A 16,772-nucleotide genomic window follows, 5' to 3' on the forward strand; every position below is an offset into this window, starting at 1 on the left:
CTTACTGAAAAATGGATCAAATTGGACTATTGCTGTCAGGAGCAGCTTTATTTTTAAACGGACTCATGCTGCTTGGAAAAGCAGATGAAAAAAACGTAGGCGTATTTAACTTATTTGTTGGAGCTTTTCAAGTTATTGTTCCGTTTTATTTAATTATTACGTCAGACCAAAGCAACTGGATTTTATATGAAAGAACGGCAATCTTTTTATTTGGCCTTACGTATTTATATGTAGGCGTGACGGTATTAAAAGGAATGCAGGGAACGGGGCTGGGCTACTATTCACTTTGGGTATCGATTATCGCTTTAGTGTACGTGACGGTTTCTCTTGTTCACTATCATGACGTCGTAAACGCCATTACATGGATTCTTTGGTCGTTTTTATGGTTTTTATTTTATGTGCTTAATACGAGCAAAAAAGATGTATCTGCATATGTAGGGAAAGTGGCGATTGTACAGTCGTGGGTTACCTTAACAATTCCAGCGCTGTTTTCGCTAACGGGCGTATGGGGAAATAAAGATATGTACAATATGTGGGGAATCGTGCTGGTAGCTTCCATCATTTATTTTGTATACGTAGGATACCGACTATTCTTTTCTCAGCCGAAAAAAATGATTTTGAAATAAAGTATTTACAAAAAATAGATAATAATGGTAAGGTGTTAGAAATTAAATGCCGTGAAGAGAAAAGTAGACAGCGCGTATTCTTAGCAGAGAGCTCCGGAAGCTGAAAAGGAGCAAGAAAAACGCTGTTGAAGCAAGCCTCTGAGCAGCGCATTGGATCTAACGTGATAGTGCGACGGCTGCTTCCGTTACAAAGCTAGAGTATAAGCGAGAGCCGTACTCGACAAGGTTTATATGGCGACATATGAACAAACTAGGGTGGCACCGCGATTCATAATCTCGCCCCTAAGACACATGTCTTGGGGGTGGGATTTTTTTATTGACAAAAATCAATAGTGAAGCGGAGGCCTTTCTTTTATGAAAAGTAAGCTGTTGTCTTGGAAATACCCGTGTTTATTGCTGTTTGGAATTGGCACTAGCAATATCGGCGACTGGATTTATTTGATCGCTTTAAATGTCATGATGCTTGATATGACGAATTCGCCGCTTGCGATTTCAGGGCTATACATGATAAAGCCGCTTGCTGCGCTATGTACAAATATATGGTCTGGAAGCTTAATTGACCGCATGAACAAACGGAAGCTTATGATGTTTTTAGATTGGATGCGCGCCGGGGTCATTGCTTGCCTTCCGCTCTTCTCATCCATACTGATCATTTATGTGCTGGTATTTATCATCAGTATGGCAAGTTCGATGTTTCGTCCGGTATCGATGGTCTATATTACAAAGCTTATTCCAACTGAAAAGCGAAAAAGATTTAATTCGCTGCGCAGTTTGATTGACTCAGGAGGCTTTCTTCTTGGTCCGGCCGCAGCAGGTGCGTTATTTATGGTTGGAACGCCCGCGTTTGCTATCTATGCCAATGCTGCAGCGCTCGTGTTGTCAGGAATGGTTACTTTATTAATGCCTAACTTAGATATAAAAACAAAAACTAAAGAAAATAAACTCTCTGTAAACACCATTCGAGAAGATTGGAAAGCGGTGTTTCGTTTCAGTAGAGCCAACAGATACATTATCACCATTTATGTATTGTTCAGTTTCTTAATGGTCATGGCCACGGCAATTGATTCTCTTGAAGTTTCATTTGCAACAAGAGTCATTCATTTATCCGAAAGCGAATACGGATTTTTAGTAAGCGTAGCAGGTGCTGGCATTATGATTGGCGCAGTTGTGAATACACTGTTTGCTCAGAAGCTGTCGACGAACTTTCTCATAGGCGCCGGCAGTGTAGGAGTATCGCTTGGCTATTTGCTGTATGCGTGTTCGTCTTCTTTTCAAACTATTGGAGCGGGATTTTTTAGCTTATCCTTTGCGTTAGCTTTTGCAAGTGCTGGTTTTCAAACCTTTTATCAAAACAGCATTCCCGTTGACATGATGGGGAGAGTAGGAAGTATCTATGGACTGCTTGAGTCACTGCTAATTATTATGATGACCTTCCTATGCGGAATGGCTGCACACATTGTTTCAATTCAAGGAGCTGTAATTGGTGGAAGCCTGGTTATGCTTTTAAGTACGGTTGTACTGTTTTTGTGCACGTTAAAGCCGGCGTTTTATAAAATAAGTTTAGTCAAAAAACAAGGAATCTAACGCATAGGTACTAATGGACAAATAAGCTAAGAAGCCGATAAAAAGAAATGAATACAGAATAAAGGATGAGAAAGCATAGTGAAAATGAAAGATGCGTTAAAGAAAAAAGGAATGTTTGTTAAAAAATTACCGAATCAAGGTGAGCTCTTCCGAAAGCAGTGGGAACATGAATTTGCAAGTGCTTTAAGCGCATCGCAAAAAAAGAAAATTTATATGGATGAATTTTTGTGGCATGCGTTTAGCTATGAAAAGCTTCCTTGCTTGCAAGGAGAACAAGCGATCCAAACGTTTGAGCACCAAGTTAAGAACGACTGTTATTTGTTATTTGAGCATGATGAACGAGTGCTGCATCTATCTAAATGTAAGCATTTATCAACCACTGATTTGAGTGGAAATACAAATATGTATTTATATACGTGGTGGATAAAGATTTTACGTGGACTTATGTGATTACGCATGAAAGTTCATGTGGACCTTACTTTTACCGAACATAAGTAAAGATAGCGTCTGCCGTGTTTATTGACACGGCAGTTTTTTTTGTTATAAAAGAACATTTTATTAATTAAAAGTAATTATAAGTATAAAATGGTTTTTGTTTCGGGATTTTTGGGTATTTATTACTAATTATTATCCATCTATCCCCTATATCTATATTACCATTTGGGATTTTTTCAAAAAATAGGATATAAAAATAATTTTTTGTATGCTAAGGTAATTACTGCTAGTAAGCTTATCTTACAAAATTCGGTTTAAAAAGGAGGTTTTTGTATGAAATGGTATTTACATGTGCTAAAAAATTATGCAACGTTTCGAGGAAGAGCAACACGTAAAGAGTATTGGATGTTTGTCTTATTTAATTTTATTATATGGTGTGTGCTTTCAGTTATTGAACTTATAACAGATATGCCTCCGTTTTTGCGTATAGTTTATCTTGTTGCAGTCTTCATTCCATCACTTGCTGTGACAGCGCGCCGCCTGCATGACATAGGAAGAAGCGGTTGGTGGCAGCTCATTACTATTATTCCGATTGCCGGAAGTATTTGTCTATTAATTCTTCTTTGTCTACGAAGTGAGTCGCAGTTAAATCGTTTTGATGTACCTAATAAAGTTGCGTAGGACTTAAACGGTTAGGTAGTTTAATTTAATAAACAAAGAGAGGGTTTAAAAATGTACTGGTATATAAAAGCGTTAAAAAATTATGCGACGTTTCGAGGAAGAGCAACGCGTACGGAGTATTGGATGTTTGCATTATTTGCTTATATCTTTATGATCATTCCATATATCTTGGTTTTTATCGATTCACTTGCAGTATTTGGAGTTATTTTAGTATTACTTTACGGAGCAGCAATGATTCTGCCTTCACTTGCAGTTACTGTTCGCCGCCTGCATGATACGGGAAGAAGCGGCTGGTGGTATTTAATTAACTTTGTTCCAGTTATCGGAGGCATTTGGCTGCTCATCTTACTTTGTCAAAGAAGCGAAGTAACAGCCAATATTTACGACACAGACACGCAGGCTTCTTGACCAGAGTAGTTTATTAGTTTAAAAAGTTAGTAAACTAAACGTGCGAATTGTTTCTAATTAAAAAGAGGTTGGTACAAAAGTAATTTAGTTGAAGGGAAATCCGAACTAATTGAGATTCTTGATGGAGAATCCAATTAGTTCGGATTTTTTCATAGTGTGATGGTGAACGTGAATTTTATGTGTATAGGTTCTTCTAGCGCCGCCCGCGGAAAGCGAAGCCTTGCACGGAAATCAACGGCGGTGTCATAAGCGGTTCAGCTCATTTATCTCATTTGTTCGTCTTTAGGTTGGATTCATTTCGTTATATCTTGGCCTTGGCCTCTTTTTTCATTTTCCCACACGCTGCCGGGAATTTCTTTTCGAAGAACAGGTGCAATATCACTTGCGAAGCGCTCTAGCTGTTCGCGCTGCTCTGCTTCGCTTAGACCGTCTACGCTGATGCTCAGCACTTCGTTTCCATAAGCATGGTGATAGTCTATTATTTTTTCAATGATTTGCTCTGGGCTTCCTACTAAAGCAGGGCCGTGTTGAACAATGTCTTCTAGTGACGTGAATGGCGATTGATTATGCTTCGCTGCTTCTGTATTGCTAAATGCGTTATAGTATGGACGATAGCGGCGAATCGCTTCTTCCGTTGTATTAGAAATATATAGGCTGCTTGCCCCTGAACCGACGATGGCTTTGCGTGGGTCATGGCCATAATAAGCAAAACGTTCGCGGTAATGGTCAATCAGCGCTTTATATTTAGCCTGAGGGTGAAAAGAATTGGATGAAAATAGAGGCTCTCCGTATTTAGCTGCAAGTTCTGTAGACAGCGGGCTTGACGCGCTTCCATGCCAAACGGGAATAGAAAGCTGAAACGGCCGAGGCTGAGTCGTAACGTTAGTTAAAGGCGGACGATAACGGCCGCTCCACGTGACATTTTCTTCTGTCCAAAGCTGTTTCAAAAGAGCGTATCTTTCAGCAAGAGACTCCCATTGTTCTTCTTCTGTAATGCCAAAAAGCGGATAATGACGCGGGTCATTGCCTTTTCCGATAATCAGTTCAAGCCGTCCACCCGACAGGTGATCAAGCGTTGCGTAATCTTCAGCTACTCGTACAGGATCTAAAATGCTTAGAACGGTAACGGTAGTAAGAAGACGAATGTGTGACGTTTTAGCAGCGATTGCACTTAAAACAACGGGAGGAGAAGAAGACAAAAAAGGAGCTCCGTGTCTTTCGCCGACTCCGTAAGCATCAAAACCTAATTTTTCGGCCAGCACTGCTTGATTTAACACATGCTGAAATTTTTCTTGAGCAGTTAATGTTTCTCCAGTAACCGGGTTCGGGATATTTTGAATAAGACTAAATAAAGCAAATTTCATACGTTTTACCTCCAAAAGATAAAATGCTGGACGACAATAAAAAAAGCAAACGTACACATATTGTCGTGTCCATTTGCCTCCAGTTGACTGGTAGATATGTAGTTTTATTGTTTTATTAGTTGTATCTTAAGCGGTAGACACTGAGCTGTCAAGATAATCTTTTTTCTAAAACCTACTTGATTTATCGGTTAACTAGTATTATGATGTGAATAATCTTACACGAAGTAAGCCCACTGGTTAACCAGAGGCTCTTGATGAAGCAGATGCTTTATCAAGAGCCTCTTTTTATTACATAATAGAGGGATTCAGGGGAGGAACGTATGAAAAAATATTGGCTGTTTTTACTTTCAATTGTAGTAGCTGTGAGCGTGGCAGGATGCGGAACAAACGCATCTTCAAGTGCGGGAGAAAAGAAAGAAAAAGATGTTCAAACGATTGTTGTTGGAACGGGCACTCAGTTTCCTAACATTTGCTTTATTGATGATAAAGGCAAACTGACCGGTTATGATGTAGAAGTAGTAAGAGCGATCGACAAAGAGTTAAAGGATTATAAATTTGAATTTAAAACGATGGAATTTTCAAATCTGCTTCTTAGCTTAGAAAGTAATAAAATTGATATGATTGCTCATAACATGGCTCAGAACGCTGAGCGAAAGAAAAAGTTTTTATTTAATGATGAAACATATAATTATTCTCCGCTTTATGTAACAGTTCCTAAAACTCGAAATGATATTCATTCATTAAAAGATTTAGAAGGGAAAAAAATGATTGTAGGAGCTACAAGCAATGCGGCTGTCTATCTAGACAAATATAATAAAAAACACGGCAATAAAATCGATGTAGTTTACGCCGGTCAAGGTGCGGATGATGCTACCACTCAATTAAAAACAGGCCGAGCAGATGCTACGCTTGCGACGCCATTTTCCATCGATTTTAGCAATCAAGCGCTAAAATTTCAGCAAAAAACGGTTGGAGATATTGTGATTAATTCAAAAGTGTATTTTATGTTTAACAAAAAGGACGAAAAGTTAAAGTCAGAAGTTGACCAAGCGATTAAAAAGCTGAAAAAAGACGGGACGTTAAAAAAACTCAGCACAAAATGGCTAGGAGAAGACTACACGGTGCAAAATTGACTATAGCAAAAAAAAGCAGCTGTCCATACAGCTGCTTTTTTTGCATGATATAAATCCAATAGATAGAAGAAACGATCTGCAAAGAAAACAAAAATTAGTGTATAGTAGAGCTATAAGTACTATAAAAGCAGAACCGCAGTAGGAGGCCATTCATTGATTACGGATTTACAGCGCGGAGATTTCTTTCAAAAAGGACATCGTTATCGCAGAAAACAAATTCATAAGCTTTATAAAGGACAGGAACAAAGCGAAATATCAACGCCGAAAGCGCATCCATATATTTTTATTTTCACAAAAGAAAGCGGAAGTGAATACGGTACAGGGCACGGATGGAACAAAGATAAAACCGCTTTTTTCTATACGGGGGAAGGCCAAAGAGGATCGATGCAGCTCATTAAAGGCAATAAAGCGCTTCGTGAACATTTTTTATCAGGAAAAGCCGTTTATTTGTTTCACTACGTGGAGCCAGGAGTGGTCGAGTTTGTTGATGAAGTGACGTATATCAATCATCAATTAGAAATTATGTGGGATTCAGACGGAGAGCTGCGTGAAGCCATTATTTTTGAACTTGAACGAAATTCCGTGATTGAGGAAAAAGCAGCACAGCTGGATGTTTCAGCTTATTCAACTGAACAGCTTCGTCATATGGCGTTAGGGAAAGAAAAAAAGACAAGTATTTATGAACAAACGGCAGCTCTTGGACAATATGTTCACAAACGCGCAGCGGGTATTTGTGAAGCCTGCGGAGAAAGCGCGCCGTTTATCGCAAAAGATGGAAGCTCCTTTTTGCAAATGTACTATCTTTCAAAGCTTTCAGAGAGCGGACTCGCTAAACCAAAGGACGCTGCGGCACTATGTCCCAACTGTCATAGTCGTCTACGCTACGGGAAAGATAGTGAAGTATATAAAGAAGATTTGATTACTAAAATTAATGAAAAAGAAGCAGGAAAGAAAAATGAGTAATAGCGTCTTTTTCATTTTATAAAAAACCGTCTCTAGGCAGGCCAGCTGCCGAGGCGGTTTTTTGTATGTAGAATGACTTCAAAAAATAAAGACAATAAAGCGTATAAAAATAATAGAAAAACAGATAATGAAAAACTGAAGCTTTCGTTTAGAAAATAGTAAAAGCTGGGGTGATGTGCTGTGGCAGACAAGTATGACTGCGTCATTATAGGTGGAGGAATTGCAGGACTTCAAGCCGCTATTCAGCTTGGAAGATATAAGCGCAGTGTATTGGTTATTGATTCAAACGATGGACGTTCCAATCTCTGCAAAAATTATCAAAATATATTGGGATGGCCTGAGGGAATAAGCGGGCAAACTCTAAGAGAAATGGGAAGGCAGCAAGCAACAAGCTACGGCATTCAATTTACAGAAGATCGTGTCATACAGTGTCAAAAAGAAATAGAAGGGTTTAACGTCATCACAAAATCTGCTAATTACGAAGCAGCTACTTTATTGTTTGCGACCGGAGTCGTAGATCGGATTCCTTCTGAACTTCAGCAAGAGCTACATCACTGTATGGGAAAAACGGTATATGTATGTCCCGACTGCGATGGGTACGAAGTAAATAATAGAAGGGTATTAGTACTAGGGTCGGGAAAAACAGGAGCCAGTTTATCTCTTACGTTAACATATTGGACAAATGAAATTACGTACATTAATCATGACAAAAAAGAGATTGGATCTTTAGCAGATACTTTGATGCAAAAGGGAATTACCTATAAAGAAGGGGCAATAAAAAAAGTCATAACTGAAGCAGAAATGTTAAAAGGAGTCATCCTCGAAAACAATGAATTTATTTATGGAGAAAGAGGTTTTTTAGCGTTCGGAGGAAATAAAGTTCGAACAGAATTAGCGCATGAGCTGGGAGTAGAACTTCTAGAAAATCAGCACATTATCGTAAATCCGCGTACAAAAGAAACAAATGTTTCAAGTGTGTGGGCAGCAGGAGACATTGTGGCTCATTCTGAACAAGTGACAGTAGCGATGGGAGAAGGTTTACAAGCCGCTATTTGGATACACAAACGCTTGTTAGAGCTTTATGAAAAATAATTGTTTTTTTATAAAAAAAGTTAAGATTGCATGTTTTGTTTCCTTTTTGTTAGGGAACTGGAAATAAAAGAGAGATAAAAAATGATTAAAAATGAGAAGAAGGAGTGGCAAAAAAGTGGTATATAGTCAAGCAGTAAGAAAACCTGAGTTTCAACAAGCGGAATCGGAAGGGTTAAATGAAGCCATTCACGAGTACATAACTCGTCGTACACGTCACAATGCACCGGTTGTGGATGCGCTTCGATATATTATGACCATTGAACATAAACATGAACGCATGCAGGTAGCAGCAGAACTGTTCGGAACAGCTATCCAGCGTGTAAAAGATCAAGATATTATTCAATATCTAAAAAAGTGCGGAAGTTACAAAAGAATTTCTGATACGACGGAATAAAACCGTTTTCTTTGAAAAAGCGCCTTGAATGGAAAGGGGCTTTTTTTGTTTCCTCCATTTAAAAGCAAGGGGAAATACATAGAATTCTTCCAGTTTGCGCATAGTAAATGAAGCAGAATTAATTGAGGAAGAGACAGAGTTTTGTATCTGATTACGTGAATGAACGTTAAAGTAGAATACAATCTTCACTTGTACAGATGCCGACTTTTGAATAAATAGAGCTCTATGTATCCCTAGCAGGAGGTTTAGTGTATGAGTCAAGAAATACCCTTAAGTTCAAGTGAAATTGCTACTCTTTGGATGACCTATCAGCAAAAGACAATGATCCGAAGAATTTTAGAATATTTTATTGCGCACGCAGAAGATGACGGGGCAAAAGAAATTATGCAAGATACGCATATGCAAGTGGTGAACTACATTGAAGATATCAAAAAAATTTTACAGAATGAAGGGGCAGCCATACCGGTAGGATACACAGAAAAAGACGTAAATGTCGGTGTTCCTAAGCTTTATGATAAGATGTTTGATATTATGTTTCTTCGCCTTTTAAAAGAAATTAGCATGGGGCTACATACGCTTCATTTAACCATGTCCTACAGAAAAGACATGATTTCACTATATAAAGAGCTTACCGCTTTCACGCAAAGTGGCTATGACAAATGTGTAGATTATCTTCAGGAAAAAAACGTGCTTCCAAGACCTCCAGCTGTTTCAGTACCTAAAACAGCGAAGTTTGCTGAAGGCACAGATTATATGAATGGAATCCATTTGTTTTCGAGTAAACGGGCATTAAATACTGTAGAGGTAGCACATATTTATTATGCAATTGAAAGCAACGTTCTTGGCATGCAAATGATTACAGGGTTCGCTCAAGTAGCAAATGAACCTGAAGTGAAGAAGTACTTTGTAAAAGGAAAAGAGCTGGCTAAAAAAGTTGTAAGTGATTATAGCAAAATTCTTCTAGAGAGCGATATCCAGACGCCTGCGACGTGGGGTGCGAAAGCGACCGAGTCAAAAATAGCGCCTTTTTCAGATAAACTAATGATGTACTGCGTGAGTTTATTCTGCAGTTTCGGGCTGGGAAGCAACGCTTTAGGCACTGCCTTTAGTTTGCGTGGAGATCTTCCTCTTACACTTGTCAGTACGGCCAAAGACATTTTAACATACGGGCAAGACGGGGGGGAAATCATGGCCAAAAACGGATGGCTTGAGGAACCGCCAAGTATGGAAGACCGAAATGATTTGATTAAATAGAAAAAGCATAATATATGAAGAAAACTTCTTTTTTTTAAAGAAGTTTTTTCTTTTGGATAAAAAATGTCGTTATTTGTTCATTTAACGGTTTGTTTTTTGAATAAAAAGGATATATAAACTATAAATTTACAATTATATGATAAAAAAGGAGGATGTTGTAGTTGAAATGGTACATAAAGGTGTTAAAAAATTACGGGGTATTTTCTGGTCGAGCAAGCCGAACTGAATACTGGATGTTTGTGTTAGTTAACTTTGTTATTTCATTTATTCTGTCTTTCATACAGTTCGTTATTGATAAGCCTCTTTTTCTGCCGGTTATCTACTCGTTATTGATTGCAGTCCCATCGTTAGCGGTAGGAGCAAGAAGACTCCACGATACGGGAAAAAGCGGATGGTGGCAGCTTATTACATTGGTTCCACTTATCGGCGGTATTTGGCTAATTGTGTTATTCTGCCAGCCTAGCGATCCAAAAGAAAATCGTTTTGGTACAACGGCCAAAGCAGCATAAATAGAACTCCCCCTTATATAAGGGGGAGTTTTTTAGTGCACAGATTCCACTATAGCTCCATCATAAGCCGATTGGTAAATGGCTCGTATGTCTTTTTCATGAAGAGGTAAAGGACTGCGAGCAAGAATTCGTTTTTGCTGGACGCCATCTTCTGTCAGCCTTTGAAGGGCACTTTCTGGAATATCAAATCCGCGAAGGGTTTGAGGAATGCCGACGTCTTTAACAAGTGACTGCAGTTGTTTTACACACTGATAAGAAGCTTTCTCTTCTGATAAAGAAGTAGCGTTTCCGCCTAGTGCTTCAAAAATATCCCGCATCTTTGTCACGCAGCTGCTGCGGATATAGCCCATAACGTATGGAAGCAGTACGGCGTTTGATTCACCGTGAGAAATATGAAACTGTCCACCTAATGGATATGCAAGTGCATGAACACCAGCAACACCAGCGTTAAAAAAAGCGAGACCTGCTAAATAGCTTCCGTAGCTCATCTGAGTTCGCGCTTCTTTATCTTCGCCATTTTCTACAGCTGTTCTTAAAGAAGAGCTGATCATGCGTATAGCCTTTAGGGCTAAGGCGTCCGTTACTGGATTTGCATTTACCGATACATAAGCCTCAACGGCATGAGTTAATGCATCAATCCCTGTAGCCGCCGTTACTTTAGAAGGAACGCTCAGCGTAAGCTCGGGATCTACAATGGCGGCGTCCGCAAGCAAATGGTCGTGGGTCACGACGTCTTTGCTGCTTTCAAGAGACAGCACAGAGATATTCGTTACTTCTGAACCTGTGCCAGAAGTGGTGGGAATTAAAATTTTCGGAAGCCCTTTTTCCGTAATTTGTTTTGTGCCAGTTAAGTTCAAGTATTCTTCTACAGCTCCGTCGTGAACGGCTAAAACGGCCGTAAGTTTTGCTAAATCTAATGCGCTACCGCCGCCAACTCCAATGACTAAATCAAATTTTCGGCTTTTTGCGTAAGATACGAGTTTTTCACCAAGCGCTAAGGGCGGCTCTGGTGCCGTATCTGCATATACATCTACTTCGTATCCATTTTGGATAAGAGGAGCACTCACTTTATCTACAAGTCCAATGTCTTTTAACACTGGATCTGTGACGATTAAAATATGAGCAGGGTCATATTTTTTTACTTCCGGAAGCAGTTGCTGAAGTGATCCCCATCCTGTGTAGCTGTGAGGGGTGAAAACTAGTTTTGAAATGGTCATTTGTTTGCCCTCCGATTTATAGAAAATTTTTTTATATTAAGCAGCTGCTTGATTTCATTCGTAATAACCTTCAGTAGATTTGCGGAACTGCTGAAATTGATTTGCATCGTGACCAAACCAAACTTGCGAATTAGTTTCGTAGGCTAGACGGCGTATACGTTCAACCGTGTTTGCATATCCAAGAGAGTCATAGATAATACCGGGTGGTTTAACAGGAGGACCATAGCTCTCAGCTGTATAGATTGTATCGGATGCTAAGATAATGCCACCTGTTTCAGGCAAATGAACATGAAGACCAAGCATACCCCAAGCATGTCCGCTTCCAAAATTCAAGACATTAATTCCTTCCGCCAGTTTGATGGTATCTTCGTTTCGTTTAATCGTTTTCCAACGAAGGTCATTTTTTATCCAGGCGTCAATGTCAGCCCAAATGTAAGCACCTTCTTTTTGATTGCGTGCATAAGACTGAAGAGTGCCGTTTAACTCATCTTCATGAACGATAACAGTGGCGTTAGTGAACAATTCTAAGCAGCCGGCATGATCAAGATGAAGGTGGGAGGCAACAACAAATTTAATTTCTTTAGGGTCAACCCCTAATTGTTCTAATCGATTTGGTAAATAACATTCTTCTGTAGCGGAGTAAGGAAACATTTGTTGAGTTGTTTCAGTCCAACGCCCTTGTGGTCCCATTGATTCAGGGTTGCAGGCTGTATCAAACAGAATTTTCCCTTCAGGATGATCAATTAATACAGTATAAATTGGAAACTCTACAAATTCCGTAGGTGCCTGAGGGTTCTTAACAGTTGCTGGGTTATGCATTGCAAGCATCCAGTTTTTATCCATTTGCATCGAGCCGTTGTCCATCACATAAAGCTTTGGGTTAGGTTTGATAATATTACACATATAATAGCCTCCTAAACGTAGTTGGATTTTTGTTTGCGCTTTCAAAATAGCTTTATACTACATTTACCCTATATGCTGGAGAGAATAATCCTTTTTAAAATGGATAGACTCTTTCCTATTCTTTCAACATACTAAACTGCAATTTTTATGCCAGTATTTGAAAAGTAAATATTAGCGCCGTTTTCCTCGGTTCTTATAACCAAGTGCTGAAAAAATTCACCGCTTTTAGAAGGAAAAAGGCTATTGTGCATTGAATGGTTAGTGGTGAAAAGTTTCAACATATGTTGGCGGGAATTCACCATAAGAAAGGAATGCGAAACAATGACTTCTTTTAAAGGGAAAAAAGATTTGACGAACGAAACGTTACAGGCCATCATTGAATTCTCTACGGACGGAATATATGTAGTAAATAAAAAGGGAATAACGATATATGTAAATGAAGCTTATGAAAAAATCACGGGAACAAATAAACGAGACGTATTAGGAAAGCATATGCAAACCGTTATCGATGAAGGATATATTGATCAATCTGTTTCCCTACTTGTGTTAGTAGAAAAACAGCAGCGCTCTATTATGCAAACCATTTCAAGCGAAAGAGACGTTATGGTAACAGGAAATCCAGTGTTTAACAAACAAGGTGAAATAGAGCTCGTTGTGACCACTGTACAGGATATTACACAGTTAAACGCAGTTAAAAAAGAGCTGTTAAAGGTAAAAGAGTTTTCGCATATGAATGCAAATAAATACGCTGTGAAAGTGAATGGCTCGGAACAGCCCCTAGTGTTTCAAAGCAATAGGATGAACTTGGTTTATCAGCAAGCCAAACGAGTAGCTCCGTTTCCTACAAGTATTCTTCTATCAGGTCCCTCAGGATCCGGAAAAGAAGTAGTCGCTAACCTTATTCACGATTCAAGCGATAGAAACAATCAGCCATTTATTAAAGTGAACTGCGGAGCCATTCCTGAGCCGTTGCTAGAATCGGAGTTGTTCGGCTATGAAAAGGGAGCTTTTACTGGCGCTCGAACAGAAGGGAAAATAGGACTGTTAGAACTCGCTGATGGCGGAACCTTGATGCTTGATGAAATTGGTGAAATGCCGATTTCCTTGCAAGTGAAACTGCTTCGAGTGTTACAGGAAAAGCAGGTACAGAAAATTGGAGGAACTAAAACAAAAAGTATCGATATACGAATCATTTCGGCAACAAATCAACATCTAGGAGAGCTTATTAAAAAGGGGAGGTTTCGTGAAGATTTATACTACCGTTTAAAGGTAGTCGAAATCAGCCTTCCGCCTCTATCTCAACGTAAAGAGGATATCAGTTTACTGGTTGATCATTATGTTTCCTACTTTTGCAGCTTGTATTACGTCCAAAAGCGCATATCAAATAAAGCGAAGCAAGTATTAGAAGCTTACCAATGGCCAGGAAATGTAAGAGAGCTTCGAAATATGGTGGAGAATATGATTGTGTCTATTCCTGGAGAAACAATCGAAGCCCATCATTTACCTTTTCATACTTATCATGAAGATGAAAAATGTGATTATTTACCTCTAAAAAAGAAAGTGGAGCAGTTTGAACAGCGACTCGTTAAAGAGACTATTCAACATTGTCCATCACTCCGGCAGGCAGCGAAAGAATTAGGTATCGATCATTCTACTTTAATAAAGAAACTAAAAAGATGGGAATGTAAAGAAAGAGAGGAGCAGGCTTGAGATACGTAACAAAAGAATTAGCTCAGAAAATTGTGTATAGAACAATGGAGATTATTGATTGCAACATTAACGTAATGAACGAAAAAGGAGTGATTATTGGGTCTGGTGACAAAAATCGAATGGATCAAATCCACGAAGGAGCGTTGATGGTATTAAAAAACGGCAGTTCCTACGAAATTACTCAGAAGCAGGCTGACACGCTGCGCGGAGCCAAACCGGGCGTGAATTTGCCTATTTTCTTTAACGGAGAAATTGTTGGAGTCGTGGGATTAACAGGACTGCCAGAACAGATTAGTAATTACGGAGAGCTTGTGCGTATGGCTGCTGAAATGATTTTTCAAGAAATGATTTTAATAGAGGAAATTCAGTGGGATGAACGATTAAAAGAAGAGGTGGTTCATCAGCTTCTTCAACAAGAAGAGCCGCTGGATTCCTTATTTTTTGAACGAGCGAATCGGTTTAATATTAACTTATACCTTCCAAGAATGGCACTAATTATTAAAGCTGAAAATCGCCATGAAGTTATGAAGGTTGTAAAGAAATACATAGCTAATAATGATCTATACGCTATGCTTCCAGACGGAGTAGTCATATTAAAATCTATAGAAGCGGGCAGCGCTAGCAGCTATGCTGAACAGCTGGAAAAGCAGCTTCGTGCGTCTGGTTGTCCTTATAAATTATCTGCAGGATCTGTTCAAGCTGACTTTAAAGGCCTTCATGTATCGTATCAGCAGGCAAAAGATACGCTTTCGGTTGGTTCAAAGCTTCATCCAGAAGCTGATTTCTACTGCTATTCGGATTATCAAATTCCCGTACTGTTACGTCAACGCGCCGGTTTTCAAGAAAATCATGATCTGTTGCAATACTATGAAAAGCTTAAGGAATATGATAAGAAAAAAGAGCTTATCGAAACGTTAACGATCTACATAGAAGAAAATGGCGAAGGAAGCACGGCAGCTAAAAAGCTTTTTATTCATCGAAATACGCTAAGCTACCGTTTAGATAAAATTCAAGATATTACGGGAAAAGATCCAAGGAAAGTAAAAGACCTTCTTGAACTATATGTAGCCATGCTGCTATCTAAAATTTCATAATTGTGCACGTGCATAAAAGATCTTGCGATAGCAAGGTCTTTTTTTGTTGAAATGACTAATGAAAGAATTAAAGGTAGCGCTTACAATTAGCACTGGGGATAGAAGAAATAAGAAAGGGGATGCTTTATGGATGTTCAAGTAAGCGCATTAGGCGCGATTTGTGCATTAGTAATTGCCATTATATTAATCTTAAAGAAAGTGGCTCCTGCATACGGAATGATAGCCGGAGCTTTAATAGGAGGACTGATAGGCGGAGTTAATATTGCTGATACCGTTACTTTAATGATTGAAGGAGCGCAAGGCATCATTCCTGCAGTGCTGCGGATTCTTGCAGCTGGGGTATTAGCCGGCGTATTAATAGAATCAGGTGCTGCAGCGGTTATAGCAGAAACCATTGTGAAAAAACTCGGGGAAACAAAAGCACTTTTAGCTCTAGCGCTAGCCACACTTATTCTAACCACAGTAGGCGTGTTTGTTGATGTGGCTGTGATCACAGTGGCGCCTATTGCTTTAGCTATTGCGAAACGTACGGGTATGTCAAAGCCTGCTATTTTACTAGCAATGATCGGAGGAGGAAAGGCAGGGAATTTAATGTCTCCTAATCCTAACGCCATTGCTGCTTCAGATGCATTTAATATTCCGCTTACATCCGTAATGGCCGCAGGGATTATTCCCGCTATATTCGGCGTAGCAGCTACTTATGTAGTAGCCAAACGATTAGTGAAAAAAGGAACAATGGTTCAAGCTGAAGAAATAGATACAGTGGATGCAAGCAGCTTGCCGCTGTTTTTAACAGCCATCATAGCGCCAATCGTTACCATCGTCCTGCTGGCGCTGCGTCCGCTTTTTGATATTAATGTTGATCCGATGGTTGCTCTTCCCGCAGGAGGGATTGTTGGTGCCATTGTGATGAAAAAAGGAAAACAGCTTAATACATACGCTATTTCAGGGTTAGGGAAAATGTCAGGTGTAGCCATTATGCTGTTTGGAACGGGGACATTAGCAGGAATCATTGCTAACTCTCAGTTAAAAGACGTGATTATTCAAGGCTTGTCTGCCATTGGATTGCCAGCTTATGTTTTAGCTCCGGTTTCAGGTATTTTTATGTCAGCCGCAACCGCTTCGACAACTGCAGGAACAGCAGTCGCAAGCCAAGTTTTTGGCTCGACGATTTTAGAGCTAGGCGTTTCTGCTTTAGCCGGGGCTGCTATGGTTCATGCCGGAGCAACCGTACTTGATCACCTTCCGCACGGAAGCTTTTTCCACGCAACGGGCGGAAGTGTAAATATGAAAATAAAAGAACGTTTAAAATTAATCCCTTATGAATCGCTGATTGGACTCATTATGGCAATTGTATCCACGCTTATATTTGGTGTATTAAAGCTATACGGGTAAAAACAAAAAG

General features: G+C 39.4%; 18 protein-coding genes and 1 other annotated feature. Of the genes, 15 read left to right on the forward strand and 3 right to left on the reverse strand.

The window, feature by feature from the left end:
- Positions 1 to 11 precede the first annotated feature (11 nt).
- The 6 genes from ACRPLY_RS14050 to ACRPLY_RS14075 all read left to right on the forward strand — a co-directional run bounded on the left by ACRPLY_RS14050 (position 12) and on the right by ACRPLY_RS14075 (position 3,734).
- Positions 12 to 626: an AmiS/UreI family transporter gene (locus ACRPLY_RS14050; RefSeq protein WP_013057473.1), complete on the forward strand. Its 615-nt coding sequence runs from the start codon at positions 12 to 14 to the stop codon at positions 624 to 626.
- A 42-nt stretch (positions 627 to 668) separates the two neighbouring features.
- Positions 669 to 913 (forward strand) — a binding site (T-box leader).
- A gap of 67 nt (positions 914 to 980) precedes the next feature.
- On the forward strand, positions 981 to 2,210 hold the full coding sequence (locus ACRPLY_RS14055; RefSeq protein ID WP_325077830.1) for an MFS transporter: 1,230 nt from the start codon (positions 981 to 983) through the stop codon (positions 2,208 to 2,210).
- An 84-nt stretch (positions 2,211 to 2,294) separates the two neighbouring features.
- Complete coding sequence (locus tag ACRPLY_RS14060) at positions 2,295 to 2,660, forward strand: DUF4275 family protein (protein WP_325077836.1); 366 nt, start codon at positions 2,295 to 2,297, stop codon at positions 2,658 to 2,660.
- The gene (locus ACRPLY_RS14065) at positions 2,630 to 2,704 is read left to right on the forward strand and encodes a DUF4275 family protein (protein ID WP_308124272.1); all 75 of its coding nucleotides are present in this window, start codon (positions 2,630 to 2,632) and stop codon (positions 2,702 to 2,704) included. The genes ACRPLY_RS14060 and ACRPLY_RS14065 overlap by 31 nt, the downstream gene beginning before the upstream one ends.
- Before the next feature lie 274 nt (positions 2,705 to 2,978).
- On the forward strand, positions 2,979 to 3,326 hold the full coding sequence (locus ACRPLY_RS14070) for a DUF805 domain-containing protein (RefSeq protein WP_221816695.1): 348 nt from the start codon (positions 2,979 to 2,981) through the stop codon (positions 3,324 to 3,326).
- Between the two features lie 51 nt (positions 3,327 to 3,377).
- Positions 3,378 to 3,734, forward strand: a complete 357-nt coding sequence (locus tag ACRPLY_RS14075) for a DUF805 domain-containing protein (protein WP_221816696.1) — start codon at positions 3,378 to 3,380, stop codon at positions 3,732 to 3,734.
- A 293-nt stretch (positions 3,735 to 4,027) separates the two neighbouring features.
- Here the strand turns inward: ACRPLY_RS14075 and ACRPLY_RS14080 are convergent, their stop codons facing one another.
- The gene (locus tag ACRPLY_RS14080) at positions 4,028 to 5,098 is read right to left on the reverse strand and encodes an LLM class flavin-dependent oxidoreductase (protein ID WP_221816697.1); all 1,071 of its coding nucleotides are present in this window, start codon (positions 5,096 to 5,098) and stop codon (positions 4,028 to 4,030) included.
- Between the two features lie 320 nt (positions 5,099 to 5,418).
- Between ACRPLY_RS14080 and ACRPLY_RS14085 the strand changes: the two genes are divergently transcribed.
- The 6 genes from ACRPLY_RS14085 to ACRPLY_RS14110 all read left to right on the forward strand — a co-directional run bounded on the left by ACRPLY_RS14085 (position 5,419) and on the right by ACRPLY_RS14110 (position 10,443).
- Positions 5,419 to 6,231, forward strand: a complete 813-nt coding sequence (locus ACRPLY_RS14085; RefSeq protein ID WP_033579330.1) for an amino acid ABC transporter substrate-binding protein — start codon at positions 5,419 to 5,421, stop codon at positions 6,229 to 6,231.
- A 153-nt stretch (positions 6,232 to 6,384) separates the two neighbouring features.
- Positions 6,385 to 7,194 (forward strand): hypothetical protein, encoded by an 810-nt coding sequence (locus ACRPLY_RS14090; protein WP_028412966.1) that lies wholly within the window; start codon positions 6,385 to 6,387, stop codon positions 7,192 to 7,194.
- A 180-nt stretch (positions 7,195 to 7,374) separates the two neighbouring features.
- Positions 7,375 to 8,286, forward strand: coding sequence for an NAD(P)/FAD-dependent oxidoreductase (locus ACRPLY_RS14095; protein WP_325077827.1), 912 nt, complete (start codon positions 7,375 to 7,377; stop codon positions 8,284 to 8,286).
- Between the two features lie 115 nt (positions 8,287 to 8,401).
- On the forward strand, positions 8,402 to 8,680 hold the full coding sequence (locus ACRPLY_RS14100) for a hypothetical protein (RefSeq protein ID WP_028412968.1): 279 nt from the start codon (positions 8,402 to 8,404) through the stop codon (positions 8,678 to 8,680).
- A 252-nt stretch (positions 8,681 to 8,932) separates the two neighbouring features.
- Positions 8,933 to 9,934: a DUF3231 family protein gene (locus ACRPLY_RS14105; protein ID WP_325077826.1), complete on the forward strand. Its 1,002-nt coding sequence runs from the start codon at positions 8,933 to 8,935 to the stop codon at positions 9,932 to 9,934.
- Between the two features lie 161 nt (positions 9,935 to 10,095).
- Positions 10,096 to 10,443 (forward strand): DUF805 domain-containing protein, encoded by a 348-nt coding sequence (locus tag ACRPLY_RS14110; RefSeq protein ID WP_063247793.1) that lies wholly within the window; start codon positions 10,096 to 10,098, stop codon positions 10,441 to 10,443.
- Between the two features lie 32 nt (positions 10,444 to 10,475).
- On the opposite strand, the gene ACRPLY_RS14115 is transcribed toward ACRPLY_RS14110, so the two are convergent.
- Positions 10,476 to 11,660, reverse strand: a complete 1,185-nt coding sequence (locus ACRPLY_RS14115) for an iron-containing alcohol dehydrogenase (protein ID WP_432231888.1) — start codon at positions 11,658 to 11,660, stop codon at positions 10,476 to 10,478.
- A gap of 54 nt (positions 11,661 to 11,714) precedes the next feature.
- Positions 11,715 to 12,563 (reverse strand): AhlS family quorum-quenching N-acyl homoserine lactonase, encoded by an 849-nt coding sequence (gene ahlS, locus ACRPLY_RS14120; protein ID WP_098999503.1) that lies wholly within the window; start codon positions 12,561 to 12,563, stop codon positions 11,715 to 11,717.
- A gap of 321 nt (positions 12,564 to 12,884) precedes the next feature.
- Between ahlS and ACRPLY_RS14125 the strand changes: the two genes are divergently transcribed.
- From ACRPLY_RS14125 to ACRPLY_RS14135, 3 genes are all read left to right on the forward strand, one after another.
- Positions 12,885 to 14,273, forward strand: coding sequence for a sigma-54 interaction domain-containing protein (locus tag ACRPLY_RS14125; protein WP_098999504.1), 1,389 nt, complete (start codon positions 12,885 to 12,887; stop codon positions 14,271 to 14,273).
- Positions 14,270 to 15,367 (forward strand): sugar diacid recognition domain-containing protein, encoded by a 1,098-nt coding sequence (locus ACRPLY_RS14130; protein WP_325077823.1) that lies wholly within the window; start codon positions 14,270 to 14,272, stop codon positions 15,365 to 15,367. The genes ACRPLY_RS14125 and ACRPLY_RS14130 overlap by 4 nt, the downstream gene beginning before the upstream one ends.
- A gap of 126 nt (positions 15,368 to 15,493) precedes the next feature.
- Positions 15,494 to 16,762, forward strand: coding sequence for a GntP family permease (locus ACRPLY_RS14135; RefSeq protein ID WP_325077822.1), 1,269 nt, complete (start codon positions 15,494 to 15,496; stop codon positions 16,760 to 16,762).
- The last annotated feature ends 10 nt before the right edge of the window (positions 16,763 to 16,772 follow it).

It is taken from the genome of Priestia sp. TGN 0903 (genome assembly GCF_050846855.1).
Lineage (GTDB): Bacteria > Bacillota > Bacilli > Bacillales > Bacillaceae_H > Priestia > Priestia zanthoxyli.

What these genes read in the sequence shown, in the direction of transcription:
- ACRPLY_RS14050 (WP_013057473.1), top strand. Translation starts at nt 12, where the DNA reads ATGGATCAAATTGGACTATTGCTGTCAGGAGCAGCTTTATTTTTAAAC.
- ACRPLY_RS14055 (WP_325077830.1), top strand. Translation starts at nt 981, where the DNA reads ATGAAAAGTAAGCTGTTGTCTTGGAAATACCCGTGTTTATTGCTGTTT.
- ACRPLY_RS14060 (WP_325077836.1), top strand. Translation starts at nt 2,295, where the DNA reads ATGAAAGATGCGTTAAAGAAAAAAGGAATGTTTGTTAAAAAATTACCG.
- ACRPLY_RS14070 (WP_221816695.1), top strand. Translation starts at nt 2,979, where the DNA reads ATGAAATGGTATTTACATGTGCTAAAAAATTATGCAACGTTTCGAGGA.
- ACRPLY_RS14075 (WP_221816696.1), top strand. Translation starts at nt 3,378, where the DNA reads ATGTACTGGTATATAAAAGCGTTAAAAAATTATGCGACGTTTCGAGGA.
- ACRPLY_RS14080 (WP_221816697.1), bottom strand. Translation starts at nt 5,098, where the DNA reads ATGAAATTTGCTTTATTTAGTCTTATTCAAAATATCCCGAACCCGGTT.
- ACRPLY_RS14085 (WP_033579330.1), top strand. Translation starts at nt 5,419, where the DNA reads ATGAAAAAATATTGGCTGTTTTTACTTTCAATTGTAGTAGCTGTGAGC.
- ACRPLY_RS14105 (WP_325077826.1), top strand. Translation starts at nt 8,933, where the DNA reads ATGAGTCAAGAAATACCCTTAAGTTCAAGTGAAATTGCTACTCTTTGG.
- ACRPLY_RS14115 (WP_432231888.1), bottom strand. Translation starts at nt 11,660, where the DNA reads ATGACCATTTCAAAACTAGTTTTCACCCCTCACAGCTACACAGGATGG.
- ahlS (WP_098999503.1), bottom strand. Translation starts at nt 12,563, where the DNA reads ATGTGTAATATTATCAAACCTAACCCAAAGCTTTATGTGATGGACAAC.
- ACRPLY_RS14125 (WP_098999504.1), top strand. Translation starts at nt 12,885, where the DNA reads ATGACTTCTTTTAAAGGGAAAAAAGATTTGACGAACGAAACGTTACAG.
- ACRPLY_RS14135 (WP_325077822.1), top strand. Translation starts at nt 15,494, where the DNA reads ATGGATGTTCAAGTAAGCGCATTAGGCGCGATTTGTGCATTAGTAATT.